Here is a 16,339-nt window from a genome sequence, read left to right as displayed (position 1 = left end):
GAAGCTGCCGGAACGTAGATGTTCCGGCAGCCACTACCGAGGACCATCCCTGGCGACACATCCGGACGCGCTCATAGGGCGCATCGTCCGGTACCAGCGTATCACCCGCCGGCTCCGGCCCCAGGTCAGCACCGTTCCGCGAGTCCGGCGTCTCCCGGTCACTCCCAGCGGGCGATCTCGATCCCGAGGTGTTCTTCGGCCTCGGCTCTGCTCACCTCGCGCACCTGGACCTGGAAACTCCAGCGGTGCCCTCCCGGGTCGACGGCCCGGTACCGGCGGGCACCGAAGAACTCGTCGGCCGGTTCTGCGTCGATCACGGCGCCGGCGGCGCGCGCGTGCGCGCAATGCGCGTCCAGGCCGTCCGCCCCGAGCTCGTCCGGCAGGTGCACCGACAGCCACCCGGTGACGGTGCCGTCGGGGACCGCCGTCCAGTCGGCCCAGCGGCCGCCGATCGCGATCCGCGCCTGATCCCGGCCGATCTCGTAGTGACAGTTCGCCGGGGCGCCGTCCGGGGCATCGATCTGCACGACGATCTCGAAGCCGAAGGCCGCGCACAGCCAGGCGGCCGCCGCGGCCGGATCGCGATAGCAGGCGGACGGGGTGATCGAGGTTCCGCTCATGAATCCAGCATGACACTCGGGCCGCACAGTGTGAGTCTTCCCGCCGGAGACGACGACGGCCGCCCCACCGATGTGGTGGAGCGGCCGTCGGAAGAAACGAAGGTCAGCGACGCAGACCCAGGCGCTCGATCAGCGAGCGGTAGCGGTTGATGTCGACGCTCTGCAAGTACTTGAGCAGGCGGCGGCGACGGCCGACCAGCAGCAGCAGGCCACGGCGGCTGTGGTGGTCGTGCTTGTGGAACTTGAGGTGCTCGGTCAGATCGGTGATGCGCTTGGTCAGCAGCGCGATCTGGGCCTCGGGCGAACCGGTGTCGCTCTCGTGCACGCCGTACTCGGCGAGGACGGTCTTCTTCTCATCAGCGGTCAAAGCCATGGCTGATCTCCTCTGTTTCAGTTCCGTGTCCATATGCCCCGCGAACTCGCGGAGGGCGCGCCGCCACGGACTGCAGCAACGCCGACGGCCCAGGCTACCAGCCTGCACCGGAGCGGAAGAAATCCGCGCCTGCCGTCTCGGCCCGGTCGTCCCCGATCAGTCGTCCCCGCCCAGGATCACCCGGGTGCGGTCGACGTCGTCGCCGATGGCGGCGATCAGGGCGTCCAGGCTGTCGTAGGTCTCCATGCCGCGGATCCGGCTCACGAAGTCGACCGCCACGTGCTGACCGTAGATGTCGGCGTCCACGTCGAGCACGTACGCCTCGACGGTGCGGTTGCGGCCGGAGAAGGTCGGGTTGGTCCCCACCGACACCGCCGACGGATAGCGCTGCCCGATCGCCATCCCCTCGGGTTCGTTGGCGCTCTTGAGGATCGTGAACCAGGCGGCGTACACGCCGTCCCCGGGAATCGCCGCGTGCGTGGTGGACGCGACGTTGGCGGTCGGGAAACCGAGATCGCGCCCGCGCTGCTCGCCGTGCACCACGATGCCCTCGACGCGGTGCGGCCGCCCGAGGGCCTCGGCAGCCAGTTCCACATCGCCGGCGGCCACGCACGAGCGGATGTAGGTGGACGAGAAGGTGACCGCGTGCTCGCCGAACAGCGACACCCCGGTCACCTCGAAACCGAAGCGCTCGCCGAGTTCAGTGAGCTTGGCGACGTCGCCGGCGGCCTTGTGTCCGAAGGTGAAGTTGTTGCCGACCACCACTTCGGCGGCGTGCAACTCCTCCACCAGCACCTCGTGCACGAACTCTTCGGGCGATTGCGCCGCCAGCGTCGAGTTGAACGGGATCACGCAGAAGACGTCGATCCCCATCTCCTGCGCCAGCGCGGCCCGGCGGTGCAGAGTCGACAGCTGCGGCGGGTGGGTACCCGGCCGCACCACCTCCGACGGGTGCGGGTCGAACGTCATCAGCACCGACGGGATGCCGCGCTCGGCGGCGGCCCGCGTGGCCGCCGCGATCAACTGCGCATGCCCGCGGTGCACCCCGTCGAACACGCCGATGGTGACCACACAGCGACCCCAGCCCGGGGGCACCTCATCCAACCCTCGCCAACGCAACACTCGTCCAGGGTACGACCCCGGGGTTGAGTAAGCTCATCACCATGCCCCACACTCGCCCGGTCGGTGATCTCACGTCGGTCACCCAGGACTATCTGAAGGTCATCTGGACCTCCCAGGAGTGGAGTGACACCAAGGTCACCACCAAACTTCTCGCCGAGAAGCTCGGCGTCTCGGCGTCCACCGCCTCGGAGGGCATCCGCAAGCTCGCCGATCAGGGTCTGGTGGAACACGAGCGATACGGCTCGGTCTCCCTCACCGACGACGGCTCGGCCGCCGCCATCGGCATGGTCCGCCGGCACCGGCTGCTGGAGACCTACCTGGTGCGCGAACTCGGCTACGGCTGGGACGAGGTGCACGACGAGGCCGAGATCCTCGAACACGCCGTCTCCGACCACCTGATCGCTCGGATCGATGCGAAACTGGGCTTCCCGCGGCGTGATCCGCACGGCGATCCGATCCCGCAGGCCGACGGCCGGGTCCCCGGCGCCGGCTCACTGCAACTGGCCGAGCTCGACGTCGACGACTCCGGCGTGATCAACCGGATCTCCGACTCCGATCCGGAGATGCTGCGCTACTTCCAGGAGATCGGCATCGACCTCGACCGCACCGTCAAGGTGACCGAGAAGCGCCCGTTCGCCGGGACCATCACCGTGTGCGTGGACGACGGCGAGCCCATCCACCTCGGCGACGTCGCCTCCCGCGCGATCTTCCTCGAGCACACCTGAGTCGAGCGCACCCCCGGCGTCAGCGCAGGGTGGCCGGACGCACCACCATGACCGACGCGGCGCGGCGGCCCTTCTCCCGCACCAGGGCGATGGCCTGCCCGGACGGGTCGACCACCGTGTAGATCTCGGGGCGGCCGATCGGCTCCAGCCAGCGTCCCTGGCTGATGGATTCGGCCTCGTCGTCGCTGATGTCGCGGTGCGGGAAGCACAGCTTGGCCGCGGCGTCGATGTCCAGGCTCACCCCCGGGGCGGCGGCCACGTCGTCCAGGGTCCGCGCGTGCTCGAGGGTGAACGGTCCGACGGCCGTGCGCCGCAGCGAGGTCAGGTGGCCGCCGACGCCGAGCGCCGCCCCCAGGTCGCGGGCCAGCGAGCGGATGTAGGTGCCCGACGAGCAGTCCACGTCCACGTCCAGGTCCACGAACTCCCCGGTCCGCCGGATGCCGGTGACGTCGAACCGGTGCACCGTGACCGGCCGCGGCGCCAGCTCGAACTCTTCACCGGTGCGCACCAGGGCGTGCGCGCGGCGCCCGTCGACCTTGATGGCGCTCACTTTGGCCGGGATCTGCTGCAGATCACCGGTGAGGGCGGCCACGCCGGCTGCGATCTGCTCATCGGTCAGGCCCGCGGCATCGGCGCCGCCGATCGGCTCGCCCTCGGCGTCGTCGGTGGTGGTCGACGCGCCCAGCCGGATGGTCGCCGAGTACGACTTGGTGGTCAGCGACAGCAGCCCCAGCAGCTTGGTGGCGCGCTCGATACCGATCACCAGCACGCCCGTCGCCATCGGGTCCAGGGTGCCTGCATGGCCGACCCGCCGGGTGCCGAAGGCCTTGCGGCAGGCGGCGACGACGTCGTGACTGGTCATGCCGGGGGTCTTGTCGATGACGAGGAGTCCGGCGTTCTCGATGGAGGAATCGGCCATTGCGTCATAGTGCCAGTCGGCCGGAGCGACGGTCAGTGGCGGTCCGGGAACCAGCCGAGGGCCTCCCCCAGGTCCCGCTCGATGAACGGCTTCATGGTGAGGACGAAGGTCTTGGTGAAGTGGTGCGCGTCCCGGTAGACCAGGACGTTGCCCACCACCACCGGACAGTCGTCGGGGCCGCAGTGCAGGTCGCTGAAGTCGAGCAGGCTCACGCCCGGAAGATCGCCGAGGGCCGCCACGGCCGGGTCCTCCGGCGACAACGACAGGCTCCGCTGCACACCGCAGGCGACGGGGTCGTCGCGCACCGCCATGCAGTCGAAGGGCTCGCGCTTCTCGCCGTCCGGCGTCATCAGCCACGGCAGATCGCGGACCCCGACCACCGGAATCCCGGCGTCGGCCAGCCGGACGAAGACGTCGATGTAGCGGGCCGGAACCTGATCGCCGGTGCCGAACTCGGCGGCCGGCCGGGTCGAGTTGGTGAAGACCGCATCGGGCCGGGTGGTGAGCAGATGGTCCATGGCGTTGCGCTGCCAGTCGCGGCAGCGGTCGCTGGTGGCCGCTTCGTCCGCGGCGGGCCCCGATCCCATCGAGCAGCCGGCCATCACGACGGTCTCGACGGTGAAGTCGTGTTCGGCGCCGATCGCGTCCAGCGCGGGCAGAAAGTGCTCGGCGTGGGAGCCGCCGATCAGGCTGAGGACCTTGCGGCCGGGCTCTCGCGGCGCCCCGTAATCACAGATCACCAGGTCGGCGGTCTTCTGGCCGTCGTTGAAGCACCCGTCGGCCGCCGTCTGCGGCAGATCCGCGCGGGAGGCCTCCACCTGCGGCAGGAACTCCACCCCGGCCGGTGTCGGCTCGCCGGCGGTGGCGGCCGCCCCCGGGTGCAGCCGCCAGTCGATCGAGTCCGCCGAGGCCATCTGCACCGGCACCAGCCATGCCTGCACGGCGACGATCAGGGCGGCGACAGTGGCGGTCAGCACCACAGGCGTGCGCGCCCGCAGCCGGCGGATCGGTGAATCGGCCTTGAGTAGGAAGTTGCTCAGCGCGGCCAGCAGCAATGAGACCGCGACGATCGCCAGGCCGTCGAGCAGGTTCACGTGGTGCACCGGCGTGCCGTGATAGTTGCGGTACACCAGGAACATCATCAGCAGCGGCCAGTGCCACAGGTACAGCGGATACGCGATCGCCCCGAGATAGACCATCGGCCGCGCCGACAGCGCCCGCGTGGTGACGCTGGTCCCGCCGGCACCGGCCAGGAACACCAGCACCGTGCCGCCCAGCGGCAACAGGGCGGCGGGGCCGGGGAAACTGGTCGCGCCGTCGACCACCAGGCCGGTGGCGACCAGCATCGCCAGGCCCACCACGCCGGCCAGCTGGCGGGCCCAGGGGGCCACCGCCAGTTTGGTCAAGACGAGGCCGACCAGCCCGCCCAGGGCGATCTCCCAGAAGCGCGAGAAGGTGTTGTAGTAGTTCAGCGTCTGATTCGCCGGGCCCGCGAAGGTGGCCCACCCGAACGAGGCGAGGGTTCCGGCGACCAGCACGGTCACCAGGATCGGGCGGATCGCCCCGACGGAGAACAGCCCGCGCGCCGCGGCCCGGCGCAGCGCCAGCCCGGCCAGGGTGAGCCCGCCGATCAGCACGATGAAGACCTGCGCCTGCACCGCCAGCGACCATAGGTGCTGGAACGGCGACGGCAGCGAGGTGGCATCGGCGTAGGTGTCACCGGCCAGCCCAAGTGCCCAGTTCTCCACGAACAGGTCCGACCACAGCGCATCGATCAGGGTCTCGGCGCGGCGGGACGACGGATAGATGAACCAGGTGGCGAGCACCGTGACGGCCACCGTCGCGGCCATCGGGATCCACAGGCGCTTGAGCACCCGCCACACGCGCGGCAGCGGATTGTTCACCGGATCGGTGCCGAGCTGGGCGCGCAGCAGCGACGGGATCAGGAAGAAGCCCGAGATGAACAGGAACGCGTCGACGCCCCCGGACACCGTCCCCACCCAGATGTGGAAGATCACCACCAGCATGATCGCCACGCCGCGCAGACCCTCGATGTCCGAACGCCGCGGCGCAGACGTGCCGGCGGCACGCCTGTGGGCGGTGGAAACGGTATCGGTGCTCACGACTCAGATCAGGGTGATGGTGGTCAGGATCAGGCCGCCGGCGATCAGCCAGCGCCCGGGCAGGGTGAGCAGGGGGGCTCCCCCGTCGACCGTCGTGCCGTCGATCTTGATGGTGGATTCGAACGTGCCCGCGGCCGCGACGTCGCCGGGGACGTCCGCGGTCTGGGCGACCCGCGCGTCGCGGGTGAAGGTGATGTGGGCGTCCTCGAAACCGAGCCACCGCCGGGTGAGCGGGAACCACGCCTTGTAGGTGGCCTCCTTGGCGCAGAACAGCAGGCGGTCCCAGTGCAGATCGTCGCTGCGGCCGGCCAGGACCTCGCGTTCCTCGGGGAGGCTGGTGTGGCCGAGGACGCCGTCGGGCAGCGCCTGGTGCGGTTCGGCATCGATACCGAGCGACCGGACCTGCATCGAATAGGCGGCGACGGCCGCACGATAGCCGTCGCAGTGGGTGAGGCTGCCGACCACCCGCTCCGGCCAGAGCGGCATGCCGCGCTCGCCGCGCAGGATCGGCACCGGCTCGATGCCGAGCTGTCCGAGCGCCTGGCGGCCGCAGTGCCGGGCGGTGGTGAACTCGCGGCGGCGCTTGTCCACCGCCTGGGAGATCAGGCTCTCCTCGGCGGGCAGGATCGCCGCGCCGTCGGGGTCGCCGAATGCTTCGGCGGCGGCGACGCCGCGCGGAAACAGCAGTTCGATCATCGCGACGCCTCCTTCCGGCCGACCACTGGGCACAACTGCCCCATGGTGCCAGTCGCCGGAGCGGGCCACCAACACGTGAGCGGTGACGGACCCGTGATGGTGACTTATCCGACTCCCGCAGTCCTATATGGCTGAGATCACGTTCGGCGGCGTTCGGCCCGCCGGGCGCGGACGGTCTCCAGTCGCTCCCGGAACTCCCTGGCACGTTCCTCGTAGTCGGGCGGCAGCTCGAACCGGACGCCGAGTTCATTGAGGTCACCGGGCCCGATGCCCTCGTCGGGCACGATCTTCCGCAGCAACGGCTCGGGCAGCCCCCGGCGCTTCCACTCGCGTGGATAGCCCACCGAGACCTCCTCGAATCGCACCCCGTCGTACCAGGTGGTCCGCGGGATGTGCAGGTGTCCGTAGACGCAGGCGGCGGCGTTGAAGCGCGTGTGCCAGTCCGCCGTCAGTTCACTGCCGCACCAGAGCGCGAACTCGGGATACATCAGTGCATCGCAGGGTTCGCGGCGCAGCGGCCAGTGGTTGATCAAGATCGTCTTCTCGGCGGGATCGATCGCCTCGAGCCGCGCCCGGGTGGCCTCGATCCGCGCCCGGCTCCACGCATCCCGCGTTCCGAAGGGCTCGGGCGAGAGCAGGAACTCGTCGGTGGCGACCACGTTCGCCTCCCGGGCCACCGCGAGCGCCTGCAGGGCCGTCGTGGTCCCCTCCGGCCGGAACGTGTAGTCGTACAGCAGGAACATCGGGACCACCCGCACCGGCGGGGTCCCGTCGCCGGGGTCGAACAGCGGGTAGATGTCCTCGGGGGTGATCACCCCGATGTCCCGGCAGGCCTGGACCAGGTAGTCGTAGCGCGCGACACCGAAGATCTGCAGCGGATCCTTGGCCGTGGTGTACAGCTCGTGATTGCCCGGCACCCAGATCACGGTGTCGAAGCGCGCCTTCAGCCGGCGGAGCGTGTCGATGATGTCGTCGGTGCGTTCGGAGATGTCACCGGCGGCGATCAGCCAGTCCCCCGGCCCGCCGGGCCGGATCGCGTCGATGATGTGCTCGTTGCCCCGATGTGCGACATGCAGATCGCTGATCGCCCAGAGAGTAGCCACAGGGCCCCATGGTGCCAGACCGCCGCGATCACACGACGAACGAGACCACCAGGACGGCGATCGATATCGCCAGCATGCCGAGGCAGTTCACCCAGAAGGTCACACCGACGAACCGGGCCCGCACGTGTGCGGCCGCCGCGGCCAAGAAGTAGGCGATCACCCCGGCCGTGGCCGCGGCGCCGACTCCGGGCTCCCACAGTCCGACCAGCAGTCCCGCCGTCGCGACGAGCTTGATCCACACCAGTGCCCACCCCCATTCCAACGGGAAGCCGACGCCGGTGAGGCAGTCGCGGATGAACGCCGGCGGCCTGACCGACGCGAGGGCGTCGGCGAGCAAGATCGCTGCGAGGACGATCACCGGCCAGGCGGGATCGGGGGTGGAGAACATTCGGATTCCTTCCGTTGAGGTCAGTGACCGCCGTCGGCGATCGCGGCGGCTCCGGTCACGGGCCGGCGGTCAGCACGTCGACGACGTCCTCCAGGAGCGTCCGTACGGCTCCGGCCTCGGTCCCCTGCGCCGCGGCGGCCAGCAGCAGGCCGAGATAGGAGAAGTACACGGCGCGGGCCGCGGCCTCGGCCCGGCCGGCGAACCCGGCTTCCCGCAGGATCTGCGTGAACTCCCCGACCAGCGCGACTCCGAGCTCGCCGAAGACCTCGGTCCGGTGGGTGCCGCGGGCCAGGACGGCGCCGTACTCGCGGGCCAGCGGCAAGTCGTCGTCGTACATGTCCAGGAAGGGCGCGATCAGGTCGCCGATGCGGTCGGCCGCCGACCGTCCGGCGGCCGGTGCCGGGATCCGCTCCTGTGCGGCGTGGACCGCAGCGATCCGGCGGTCGTAGACGGCCAACAGCAGCGCGTCCTTGTCACCGACCGTCATCACCGTCCCCACACTGACGCCGGCGGCGGACGCGATCCGGCGGACGGTGGTCGCCGTGAAGCCGCGGTCGGCGAACAGTCGCTGCGCGGCGTCGAGCACGCGCTCGCGCGTGCGGTCCCGCTGCGCCGATCGCGTCGATTGAACTTGTTCAGTGAACATGTTCACTAACACTACGCGCCGCCGGTTCCACCTGGCAATCCGTTTCGCTGGACAACCCGATGTTCCGGCGTAGCGTGAGGTCATGGACGGTTCATACGTGATCATCGGTGGCGGTCTGGCTGCGGCGAAGACTGCCGAAGCACTCCGGGAACGCGGCTTCGACGGCGCCATCACGCTGGTCGCGGGCGAGCACCACCTCCCCTACGAGCGACCGCCGCTGTCCAAGGACTTCCTCGCCGGCAAGGCCGAGCACGCCTCCGTCTTCCCCTTCGACTCGGACTGGTACGCCCGTCATCGCGTCGATGTGCACACCGGTGTGCGGGCGGTGAAACTCGATCCGGCGGGGCGGTTCGTGATCCTCGACGACGGCACGGCGCTCCACTACGACAAGCTGGTGCTGGCGACCGGTTCGTCGCCCCGGCGTTTCCCCGGCGACCCGGACGTCGCGTACCTGCGCACGATCGACGATTCCGAGCGGCTGCGCGACCGGTTCGGCGACGGGAAGTCGCTGGTGATCGTCGGCGGCGGCTGGATCGGGCTGGAGGTGGCGGCCACCGCCCGGACCGCAGGGACGCAGGTCACGGTGATCGAGCCGCAGCGGCTGCCCCTGCAGAACATCCTGGGCGACGAGGTCGGCCGGATCCTCGCCGATCTGCACCGCAGCCGAGGAGTCGATCTGCGGCTCGGCGTGGGCGTGGACGCCATCGAGGTGGACCGGGCCCCGGGCGGCCGGGTGGTCGCCGACGACGGCACCTCGTTCGAGGCCGGCACCGTGCTGGTCGGCATCGGCGCGCAGCCGGAGGTGGACCTGGCCGAAGCGGCCGGACTCGCGGTGAGCAACGGCATCGACGTCGATGCCGGGCTGCGCACCAGCGACGAACACATCTACGCGGTGGGCGACGTCGCCGCGCACGACCACCCGCACTTCGGCCGCATCCGCATCGAGCACTGGGCCAACGCCCTCAACCAGCCGGCCGTCGCCGCGGCCAATCTGCTGGGGCACGACGAAGAGTATTCGCGCCTGCCGTACTTCTTCAGCGACCAGTACGACTTCGGCATGGAGTACCGCGGTCACGCCTCCGGCGAGGACCGCGTCGTTTTGCGCGGCGACACCGACGCGCCGGCCTTCCTGGCCTTCTGGCTCGACGAGGACGACCGGGTCCGCGCCGGCATGAACGTGAATCTGTGGGACGACGGCGACGCCATCGCCGACCTGATCAGCACCGCGCGCGGCGTCGATCCCGCGCGCCTGGCCGACCCGTCGGTCCCACTCGAGTCCCTCTGAGCAGTGCGTCCCGGTGACCGGCGAGTCCCTGTGAGCGGTGCCCGCGCACGGCTACGGTGAAGACATGCCTTCCGAGACACCGGTACCGCCGCCCACAGTCACGCTGGATCCCCCACCGGCGCTGCGGCACAACCCCGATCGCGACCGGTACGAGCTCTGGTCCGGCGACGACCTCGTCGGGGTGGAAGGCTACGAACGCGGTACGGACGGGAATCTGATCCTGCTGCACACCGTCGTCACCGAGAAGTTCGGCCGGGCCGGCTTCGCTCGCCTCCTGGTGTCGAAGGTGCTCGACGACGTCGCCGCGCACGGCGGCACGGTGACCCCGGTGTGCACCTACGTGCGCGACTTCCTCGAGCGCTTCCCGCAGTACCGGGACCTCGGCGCAGACCGGTAGCTCCCCTCAGTGGAGCCAGCGGCCCGATCGGACGCGCCAGACCACGGCACCGAGCCGGGTGAGCATGAACAGCAACAGTCCGGCCCAGATGCCGGCCAGCCCCCAGTCGAAGACCAGCGACAGCCAGATCATCGGCAGGAAACCGCACAGCGCGCCGAGCAGGGTCGCCGTGCGCAGGTAAGCGACGTCGCCCGCGCCGAGCAGCACGCCGTCCAGGGCGAAGACCACTCCGGCCACCGGCAGCATCGCGACCAGGAACCACCACGGCGTACGGACCGCTGCGAGGATCTCCGCGTCGTCGGTGAAGATCCGTGGAATCAGCGTGATCCCGGCGGCGAAGATCAGCGCCAGCCCACCGGACAACCCCACCGACAGCAGCGTCGCCCGCTTCGCGTTCCCCTTGGCCGCGGCGAAGGCACCCGCACCGAGGGCGGCGCCCACCAGTTGCTGCGCCGCGATCGCCAGGGAATCGAGCAGCAGCGAGATGAACTCCCACAGCTGCAGGACCAGCTGGTGCGCGGCCACCTGTGCCACGCCGAAGCGCGCGGCCACCGCGGCCGCGGACACGAAGCAGATCTGGAAGGCCGCGCTGCGCAGCACCAGATCGCGCGCCATCACCAGTTGCGCCCGCATGACTGCCCAGTCGGGCCGGAGCCGGCGCCGTGATTCGGCGATCAGATGAGAACCGAACAGCACCCCGGTGATGCCCTGGCCGACCAGGTTGGCCCACGCGCTGCCGTTGAGCCCGACGGCCGGCGCTCCGGCCAGGCCGTGGACCAGCAGCACGCACAGCACCGCCGAGATCGACAGTCCCGCAACCACATACCAGATGGGGCGACGCACCTCCTGGACGCCGCGCATCCAGCCGTTACCGGCCATCGCCAGGAGAATCAGCGGCACCCCGAACACGGCGATCCGCAACCAGCCCGCCGCTTCGGCGGCCACTTCGGTGTCGGGAACCAGGGCCCGCATGATCACCGGCGCGAGCGGATAGACGACGGCGATGATGGCCAGGCCGACTCCGATCCCGATCCAGCTGGCCTGGACGCCCTCGCGCACGGCCGCGGACCGGTTCCCGGCGCCGAACTCGCGCGCCGACCGGGCGGTGGTGCCGTACGAGAGGAACGTCAGCTGCGTGCTGATGATGGCCAGGACCAGGGTGGCCACGGCCAATGCCGCGAGCTCACGTCCGCCGAGCCTGCCGACGACGGCCAGATCGAGCATCAGGTAGAGCGGCGGTGCGATCAGCACCACCAGCGCCGAGCCCGCGAACTTGAAGAAGTCGGAGGTCGCGGTCACCGGGGCGGCGACTACAGCGCCTTCCGCAGCCGGTCGATCACATCGCCGACGGGTCCGGTGTCGCTGTATCCGGCGGCCCGAGTGTGCCCGCCGCCGCCGAGGCTGCGGGCGATCGGCACCAGGTCGGTCATCGACTTGCTGCGCAGGGACACGTTCCAGTGTCCCGGTGTGCTCTCCTTGAAGACGGCGGTGACATCGGCTTCGCGCGCGGTGCGCACGATGTCGACGACGCTCTCGCCGTCCTCCCAGTCCATCCCGGCCATCTGCTCGGCGTCCACCACGGCGACGGCCAGCCCCGCACCGCCGCAAGCGTTCTGGTCCAGCCGAGCGGTCGCCAGGACCGCCGAGACCATGGCGAACCATCCGAACGGGTGCGAGTCGAGCAGGAGCCGGCTCCACTTGGCCGAATCCACGCCCGCCGCGGTCAGCCGACCGGCGACCAGGAACGACTCCGGCCGTGCCCACTTGAAGGAGCCGGTGTCGGTGACCAGCCCGGCGAACAGGCACGTGGCGATGTCCGGAGTCAGCTCAGCGCCCAGGGCGTCGAGCACGTCCAGCACCAGGACCGCCGTGCAGTCGGATTCGCCGTCGATCAGATCGAGGTCGGCGAAGCCGGTGTTCGACACGTGATGGTCGATGCAGACCGTCGTGCCGGAGGCGGCGAATACCTCCCCCAGCGCACCGATGCGCTCGACGGTCGCCGCGTCGACGGCGACCGCCACCGGGGCGGCGGTCAGCTCCCGATCGGCGACGATCAGGTCGGCACCGGGCAGCTGCCGCAGTGTTCCGGGCAGCTCCTCCGGGCCGGGGAACGAGACCGCCACCTGTGCGCCACGCCCTCGCAGTGCCTGGCCGAGGGCCAAGGCACTGCCGATGGTGTCCGCGTCGGGACGGACGTGACTGATGATGGAGACCGCCGGGGCATCGCGCAGAACCTCGGCGATCTCGGCAGCCGAGGCGGCATTCACCTGTCGTCCCCGGCCCCGTGGTCGCCGGTCTCGTCGGCCTCGTCTTCTTCGTCGCGACGATACGGATCGGGGTCGCCGGCCGGCTTCGCCTCCGCCGCCGCCCGCGCCACCAGTTCGTCCTGGGCACGGGCCCGAGCGAGGAGTTCTTCCATCGCGCGCGTCGCATCCGGAACGGTGTCCAGCTCGAAGCGGAGCGTCGGGGTGAACCGGACACCGGTGCCCGCGCCCACCAGGGAACGCAGGACACCGGTGGCGGCGGCCAGTCCGGCCGCCGCCCCGGCCACGTCGGGCTCGTCGTTCACCGACTCGCCCATCACCGTGTAGAACACCGTGGCGTCGTGCAGATCGCCCGTGACCCGGCAGTCCGTGATGGTCACGTGTGCCAGTCGCGGGTCTTTGATCTGCGTGCCGATCGCCGAGGCGACGATCGTGGAGATCCGCTTGGCGAGCCGAGCGGCTCGCGCATGATCGACCATCAGTCTCGTGCCTTCTCCACCATTTCGTAGGTCTCGATGACGTCTCCGACCTTGATGTCGGAGTAGGTCAGCGTCAGACCGCATTCGAAGCCCTCGCGGACCTCGGTGACATCGTCCTTCTCCCGGCGCAGCGAGCTGACCGTGAGGTTCTCGGCCACCACGGTGTTGTCCCGCAGCAGACGCGCCTTGGCGTTGCGGCGGACCACCCCGGACTGGACCATACAGCCGGCGATGTTGCCGACCTTGGACGATTTGAAGATCGCGCGGATCTCCGTGCGGCCCAGTTCGACCTCTTCGTAGATCGGCTTGAGCATGCCCTTGAGCGCGGCTTCGATCTCCTCGATCGCCTTGTAGATGATCGAGTAGTACCGGATCTCGACGCCCTCGCGGTTGGCCAGCTCGGTGGCCTTGCCCTCCGCGCGGACGTTGAAGCCGATGATGATCGCATCCGAGGCCGCCGCCAGGTTGACGTTGGTCTCGGTGACGCCGCCGACGCCGCGGTCGATGACCCGCAGCGAGACCTCGTCGTCGATCTCGATCCCGAGCAGCGCCTCTTCGAGGGCCTCGACGGTACCGGAGTTGTCGCCCTTGAGGATCAGGTTGAGCTGGCTGGTCTCCTTGAGCGCCGAATCCAGATCCTCGAGGCTGATCCGCTTGCGGCTGCGGGCGGCGAGCGCATTGCGCTTGCGCGCCGCACGACGATCGGCGATCTGCCGCGCAGTGCGATCCTCCTCGACCACCAGCACGTTGTCACCGGCACCCGGGACCGACGTGAAGCCGATCACCTGAACCGGACGTGACGGGTAGGCCTCGGTGACGTCGTCGCCGTGCTCGTCGACCATGCGCCGGACACGACCGTAGGCGTCGCCGGCGACGATGGAGTCGCCGACGCGGAGGGTGCCGCGCTGGATGAGCACCGTGGCGACCGGACCGCGACCGCGGTCCAGGTGCGCCTCGATGGCCACACCCTGCGCGTCCATGTCCGGGTTCGCCCGCAGATCCAGCGAGGCGTCGGCGGTCAGCAGAACCGCTTCCAGCAGCTGATCGATGTTCTCGCCCTGCTTGGCCGAGATGTCGACGAACATGGTGTCGCCGCCGTACTCCTCGGGAATCAGGCCGTACTCGGTCAGCTGACCGCGGATCTTGGCCGGGTCGGCGCCTTCCTTGTCGATCTTGTTGACCGCCACCACCACGGGGACGTCGGCGGCCTGCGCGTGGTTGACCGCCTCCACCGTCTGCGGCATGACGCCGTCGTCGGCGGCGACCACCAGAATCGCGATGTCGGTCGCCTTCGCACCGCGGGCACGCATGGCGGTGAACGCCTCGTGACCCGGGGTGTCGATGAAGGTGACCAGACGCTCCTCGCCGTTGAGCACGGTGTTCACCTGGTACGCACCGATGTGCTGGGTGATGCCACCGGCTTCGCCCGCGCCCACGTTCTCCTTGCGGATGGTGTCGAGCAGTCGGGTCTTACCGTGGTCGACGTGACCCATCACGGTCACCACCGGCGGACGCTGCGCGAGATCCTCTTCGCCGCCCTCGTCCTCGCCGTAGGTGAGGTCGAAGCTCTCCAGGAGCTCGCGGTCCTCGTCCTCCGGGCTGACGACCTGGACGACGTAGTTCATCTCCGAGCCGAGCAGCTCCAGCGTCTCGTCGTTGACCGACTCGGTCGCGGTGACCATCTCGCCGAGGTTGAACAGCGCCTGGACCAGCGAGGCCGGGTTGGCGTCGATCTTGTCCGCGAAATCCGACAGCGATGCGCCGCGGGCGAGCCGGATGGTGGCGCCGTTGCCGTGCGGCAGACGGATGCCGCCGACGGTCGGAGCCTGCATCGAGTCGTACTCTTGCCGCTTCTGCCGCTTCGACTTGCGGCCCCTGCGGGGCGCGCCGCCGGGACGGCCGAAGGCACCGGCTGCACCGCCGCGACCGCGACCGCCGCCGCCACCGGGGCGACCACGGAAGCCACCGCCTGCGGGAGCACCGCCGCCGGGACCGCCGCGGTATCCGCCGCCACCGCCGCCGGGACCACCGCGGCCGGGGCCGCCGCTGCGTCCACCGGGACGGGCGTCGGGCCGGGCCGCACGCTGGGGCATCGCCCCCGGGTTCGGGCGCGGCGGCATGCTGCCGGGGCTGGGCCGGGGACCACCGGGGCCGGGGCGACCACCGGCGGCGGGACGACCGCCGCCCGGACGCGGGCCGGCCTGACCGGGCCCCGGACGCGGGGCCTGCGGCCGCGGTGCCGGGGTCGGGGTGGACGAGTAGGGGTTGTTGCCCACGCGCGGCTTACGCGGCGCGGGCCGCGGGCCCGGACGGGGGCCGGGCGACGGAGCCGCCGGCTTGTCCGCGGGTGCCGGCGCGGCAGCGGCAGCGGGCTCAGGTGCCGCAGGTGCTGCGGGCTGCGCAGCCGCGGGCTTGTCCGCCGCCGGCTTGGGCGCCGCCTCGGCGGGAGTCGGCGCGGCCGGGGCCGCAGGGGCCGGAGCGCCGGGCTTGGGGGCACCGGGCTTGGCCGCAGCCTTGCCCGGGGTCGCCTTGCTCGGGGCAGCCTTGCCCGGAGTCGCCTTGGCGGGGGCCGCCTCGGCCTTGCTGTCGGACTTGCCATCGGCCTCGCCGGTGGACTTGAAAGATTCGCGGAGTCGACGGGCCACGGGGGCCTCGACGGTCGACGACGCTGATTTGACGAATTCGCCTTGTTCCTTCAGACGCTCCAGCACAACCTTGCTGGTGACGCTGAGTTCCTTGGCCAACTCGTGGACGCGGGCCTTGCCTGCCACTGCTCTCCTCACTTGGAGGCCGAGCGGGCTTCCGCTACGGCCTCGGTTTATCTAACGAACGTGCTCATCGTGGCGACTTCACGGTGTGCTCATGTCTTCTACTCACCTGTCCTGACTCCCTGCGGAGTCCTCATGGCCGGCCTCGCCGAAAATCTCGGCGAAGTCGTCCAGTTGCACCTTCAGTCCGCGCAACCGGAAAGCCGGTCCGAACGCCTGACGCCGCACCGCCGTCGTCACACACGACTGCGACGGATGCAGCCAGGCACCGCGTCCCGGCAGGTTCCTCCGGTGATCGATCACCAGCGCCGGTGTCCCGTCTCCAGAACTCCGGTCCGGTCCATCGTCCACCGCCACCCTGACCAGCTGTGTCCACGGGCTGCGCTGTCGGCAGCCCAGGCACATGCGGATCGGATGTGTCGACTCTGGAA

At 70.2% G+C, this 16,339-nt stretch carries 17 protein-coding genes; 3 read left to right on the top strand and 14 right to left on the bottom strand.

Annotated elements, in window-relative coordinates:
* Positions 1-158 precede the first annotated feature (158 nt).
* The 3 genes from ABD732_RS09870 to ABD732_RS09860 all read right to left on the bottom strand — a co-directional run bounded on the left by ABD732_RS09870 (position 159) and on the right by ABD732_RS09860 (position 2,115).
* Positions 159-620 (bottom strand): VOC family protein, encoded by a 462-nt coding sequence (locus tag ABD732_RS09870; RefSeq protein ID WP_344783137.1) that lies wholly within the window; start codon positions 618-620, stop codon positions 159-161.
* 103 nt (positions 621-723) lie between these two features.
* Positions 724-993: a 30S ribosomal protein S15 gene (rpsO, locus tag ABD732_RS09865; protein ID WP_344783135.1), complete on the bottom strand. Its 270-nt coding sequence runs from the start codon at positions 991-993 to the stop codon at positions 724-726.
* A gap of 156 nt (positions 994-1,149) precedes the next feature.
* Positions 1,150-2,115, bottom strand: a complete 966-nt coding sequence (locus ABD732_RS09860) for a bifunctional riboflavin kinase/FAD synthetase (protein ID WP_344783133.1) — start codon at positions 2,113-2,115, stop codon at positions 1,150-1,152.
* A gap of 41 nt (positions 2,116-2,156) precedes the next feature.
* Between ABD732_RS09860 and ABD732_RS09855 the strand changes: the two genes are divergently transcribed.
* Positions 2,157-2,840 carry a metal-dependent transcriptional regulator gene (locus ABD732_RS09855; RefSeq protein WP_344783131.1) on the top strand — a complete coding sequence of 228 codons (684 nt, stop codon included), beginning with the start codon at positions 2,157-2,159 and terminating at the stop codon, positions 2,838-2,840.
* A 19-nt stretch (positions 2,841-2,859) separates the two neighbouring features.
* Here ABD732_RS09855 and truB read toward each other — a convergent pair whose 3' ends face one another.
* The 6 genes from truB to ABD732_RS09825 form a co-directional block, all read right to left on the bottom strand.
* The gene (gene truB / locus ABD732_RS09850) at positions 2,860-3,759 is read right to left on the bottom strand and encodes a tRNA pseudouridine(55) synthase TruB (protein ID WP_344783129.1); all 900 of its coding nucleotides are present in this window, start codon (positions 3,757-3,759) and stop codon (positions 2,860-2,862) included.
* Positions 3,760-3,791: 32 nt separating this feature from the next.
* Positions 3,792-5,882: an acyltransferase family protein gene (locus ABD732_RS09845; protein WP_344783127.1), complete on the bottom strand. Its 2,091-nt coding sequence runs from the start codon at positions 5,880-5,882 to the stop codon at positions 3,792-3,794.
* Between the two features lie 3 nt (positions 5,883-5,885).
* Positions 5,886-6,578, bottom strand: coding sequence for a 4'-phosphopantetheinyl transferase family protein (locus tag ABD732_RS09840; RefSeq protein ID WP_344783125.1), 693 nt, complete (start codon positions 6,576-6,578; stop codon positions 5,886-5,888).
* Between the two features lie 137 nt (positions 6,579-6,715).
* Entirely contained in the window at positions 6,716-7,681 is a 966-nt protein-coding gene (locus ABD732_RS09835) for a metallophosphoesterase family protein (RefSeq protein ID WP_344783123.1), read from the bottom strand.
* Positions 7,682-7,709: 28 nt separating this feature from the next.
* The gene (locus tag ABD732_RS09830) at positions 7,710-8,069 is read right to left on the bottom strand and encodes a DoxX family protein (protein WP_344783121.1); all 360 of its coding nucleotides are present in this window, start codon (positions 8,067-8,069) and stop codon (positions 7,710-7,712) included.
* 55 nt (positions 8,070-8,124) lie between these two features.
* Positions 8,125-8,715 carry a TetR/AcrR family transcriptional regulator gene (locus ABD732_RS09825; protein ID WP_344783119.1) on the bottom strand — a complete coding sequence of 197 codons (591 nt, stop codon included), beginning with the start codon at positions 8,713-8,715 and terminating at the stop codon, positions 8,125-8,127.
* 82 nt (positions 8,716-8,797) lie between these two features.
* Between ABD732_RS09825 and ABD732_RS09820 the strand changes: the two genes are divergently transcribed.
* Entirely contained in the window at positions 8,798-10,000 is a 1,203-nt protein-coding gene (locus tag ABD732_RS09820) for an NAD(P)/FAD-dependent oxidoreductase (RefSeq protein ID WP_344783117.1), read from the top strand.
* A 64-nt stretch (positions 10,001-10,064) separates the two neighbouring features.
* Entirely contained in the window at positions 10,065-10,397 is a 333-nt protein-coding gene (locus ABD732_RS09815) for a GNAT family N-acetyltransferase (RefSeq protein ID WP_344783115.1), read from the top strand.
* 6 nt (positions 10,398-10,403) lie between these two features.
* On the opposite strand, the gene ABD732_RS09810 is transcribed toward ABD732_RS09815, so the two are convergent.
* The 5 genes from ABD732_RS09810 to ABD732_RS09790 form a co-directional block, all read right to left on the bottom strand.
* Positions 10,404-11,696, bottom strand: a complete 1,293-nt coding sequence (locus tag ABD732_RS09810) for an MATE family efflux transporter (protein WP_344783113.1) — start codon at positions 11,694-11,696, stop codon at positions 10,404-10,406.
* A gap of 11 nt (positions 11,697-11,707) precedes the next feature.
* Positions 11,708-12,664 (bottom strand): DHH family phosphoesterase, encoded by a 957-nt coding sequence (locus ABD732_RS09805; protein WP_344783111.1) that lies wholly within the window; start codon positions 12,662-12,664, stop codon positions 11,708-11,710.
* Positions 12,661-13,140, bottom strand: coding sequence for a 30S ribosome-binding factor RbfA (rbfA, locus tag ABD732_RS09800; protein WP_344783109.1), 480 nt, complete (start codon positions 13,138-13,140; stop codon positions 12,661-12,663). Before rbfA ends, ABD732_RS09805 begins: the two co-directional genes overlap by 4 nt.
* On the bottom strand, positions 13,140-15,911 hold the full coding sequence (infB, locus tag ABD732_RS09795) for a translation initiation factor IF-2 (protein ID WP_344783107.1): 2,772 nt from the start codon (positions 15,909-15,911) through the stop codon (positions 13,140-13,142). Before infB ends, rbfA begins: the two co-directional genes overlap by 1 nt.
* Positions 15,912-16,013: 102 nt before the next feature.
* Positions 16,014-16,313, bottom strand: coding sequence for a YlxR family protein (locus ABD732_RS09790; RefSeq protein WP_344783493.1), 300 nt, complete (start codon positions 16,311-16,313; stop codon positions 16,014-16,016).
* Between the last annotated feature and the right edge of the window lie 26 nt (positions 16,314-16,339).

Origin of the sequence: Gordonia caeni, from assembly GCF_039537105.1 — a bacterium.
Classification (GTDB): Bacteria; Actinomycetota; Actinomycetes; order Mycobacteriales; family Mycobacteriaceae; genus Gordonia; species Gordonia caeni.
The sequence above is the reverse complement of the archived record's forward strand: the minus strand, read 5'-3'. Positions and strand labels throughout refer to the sequence as shown.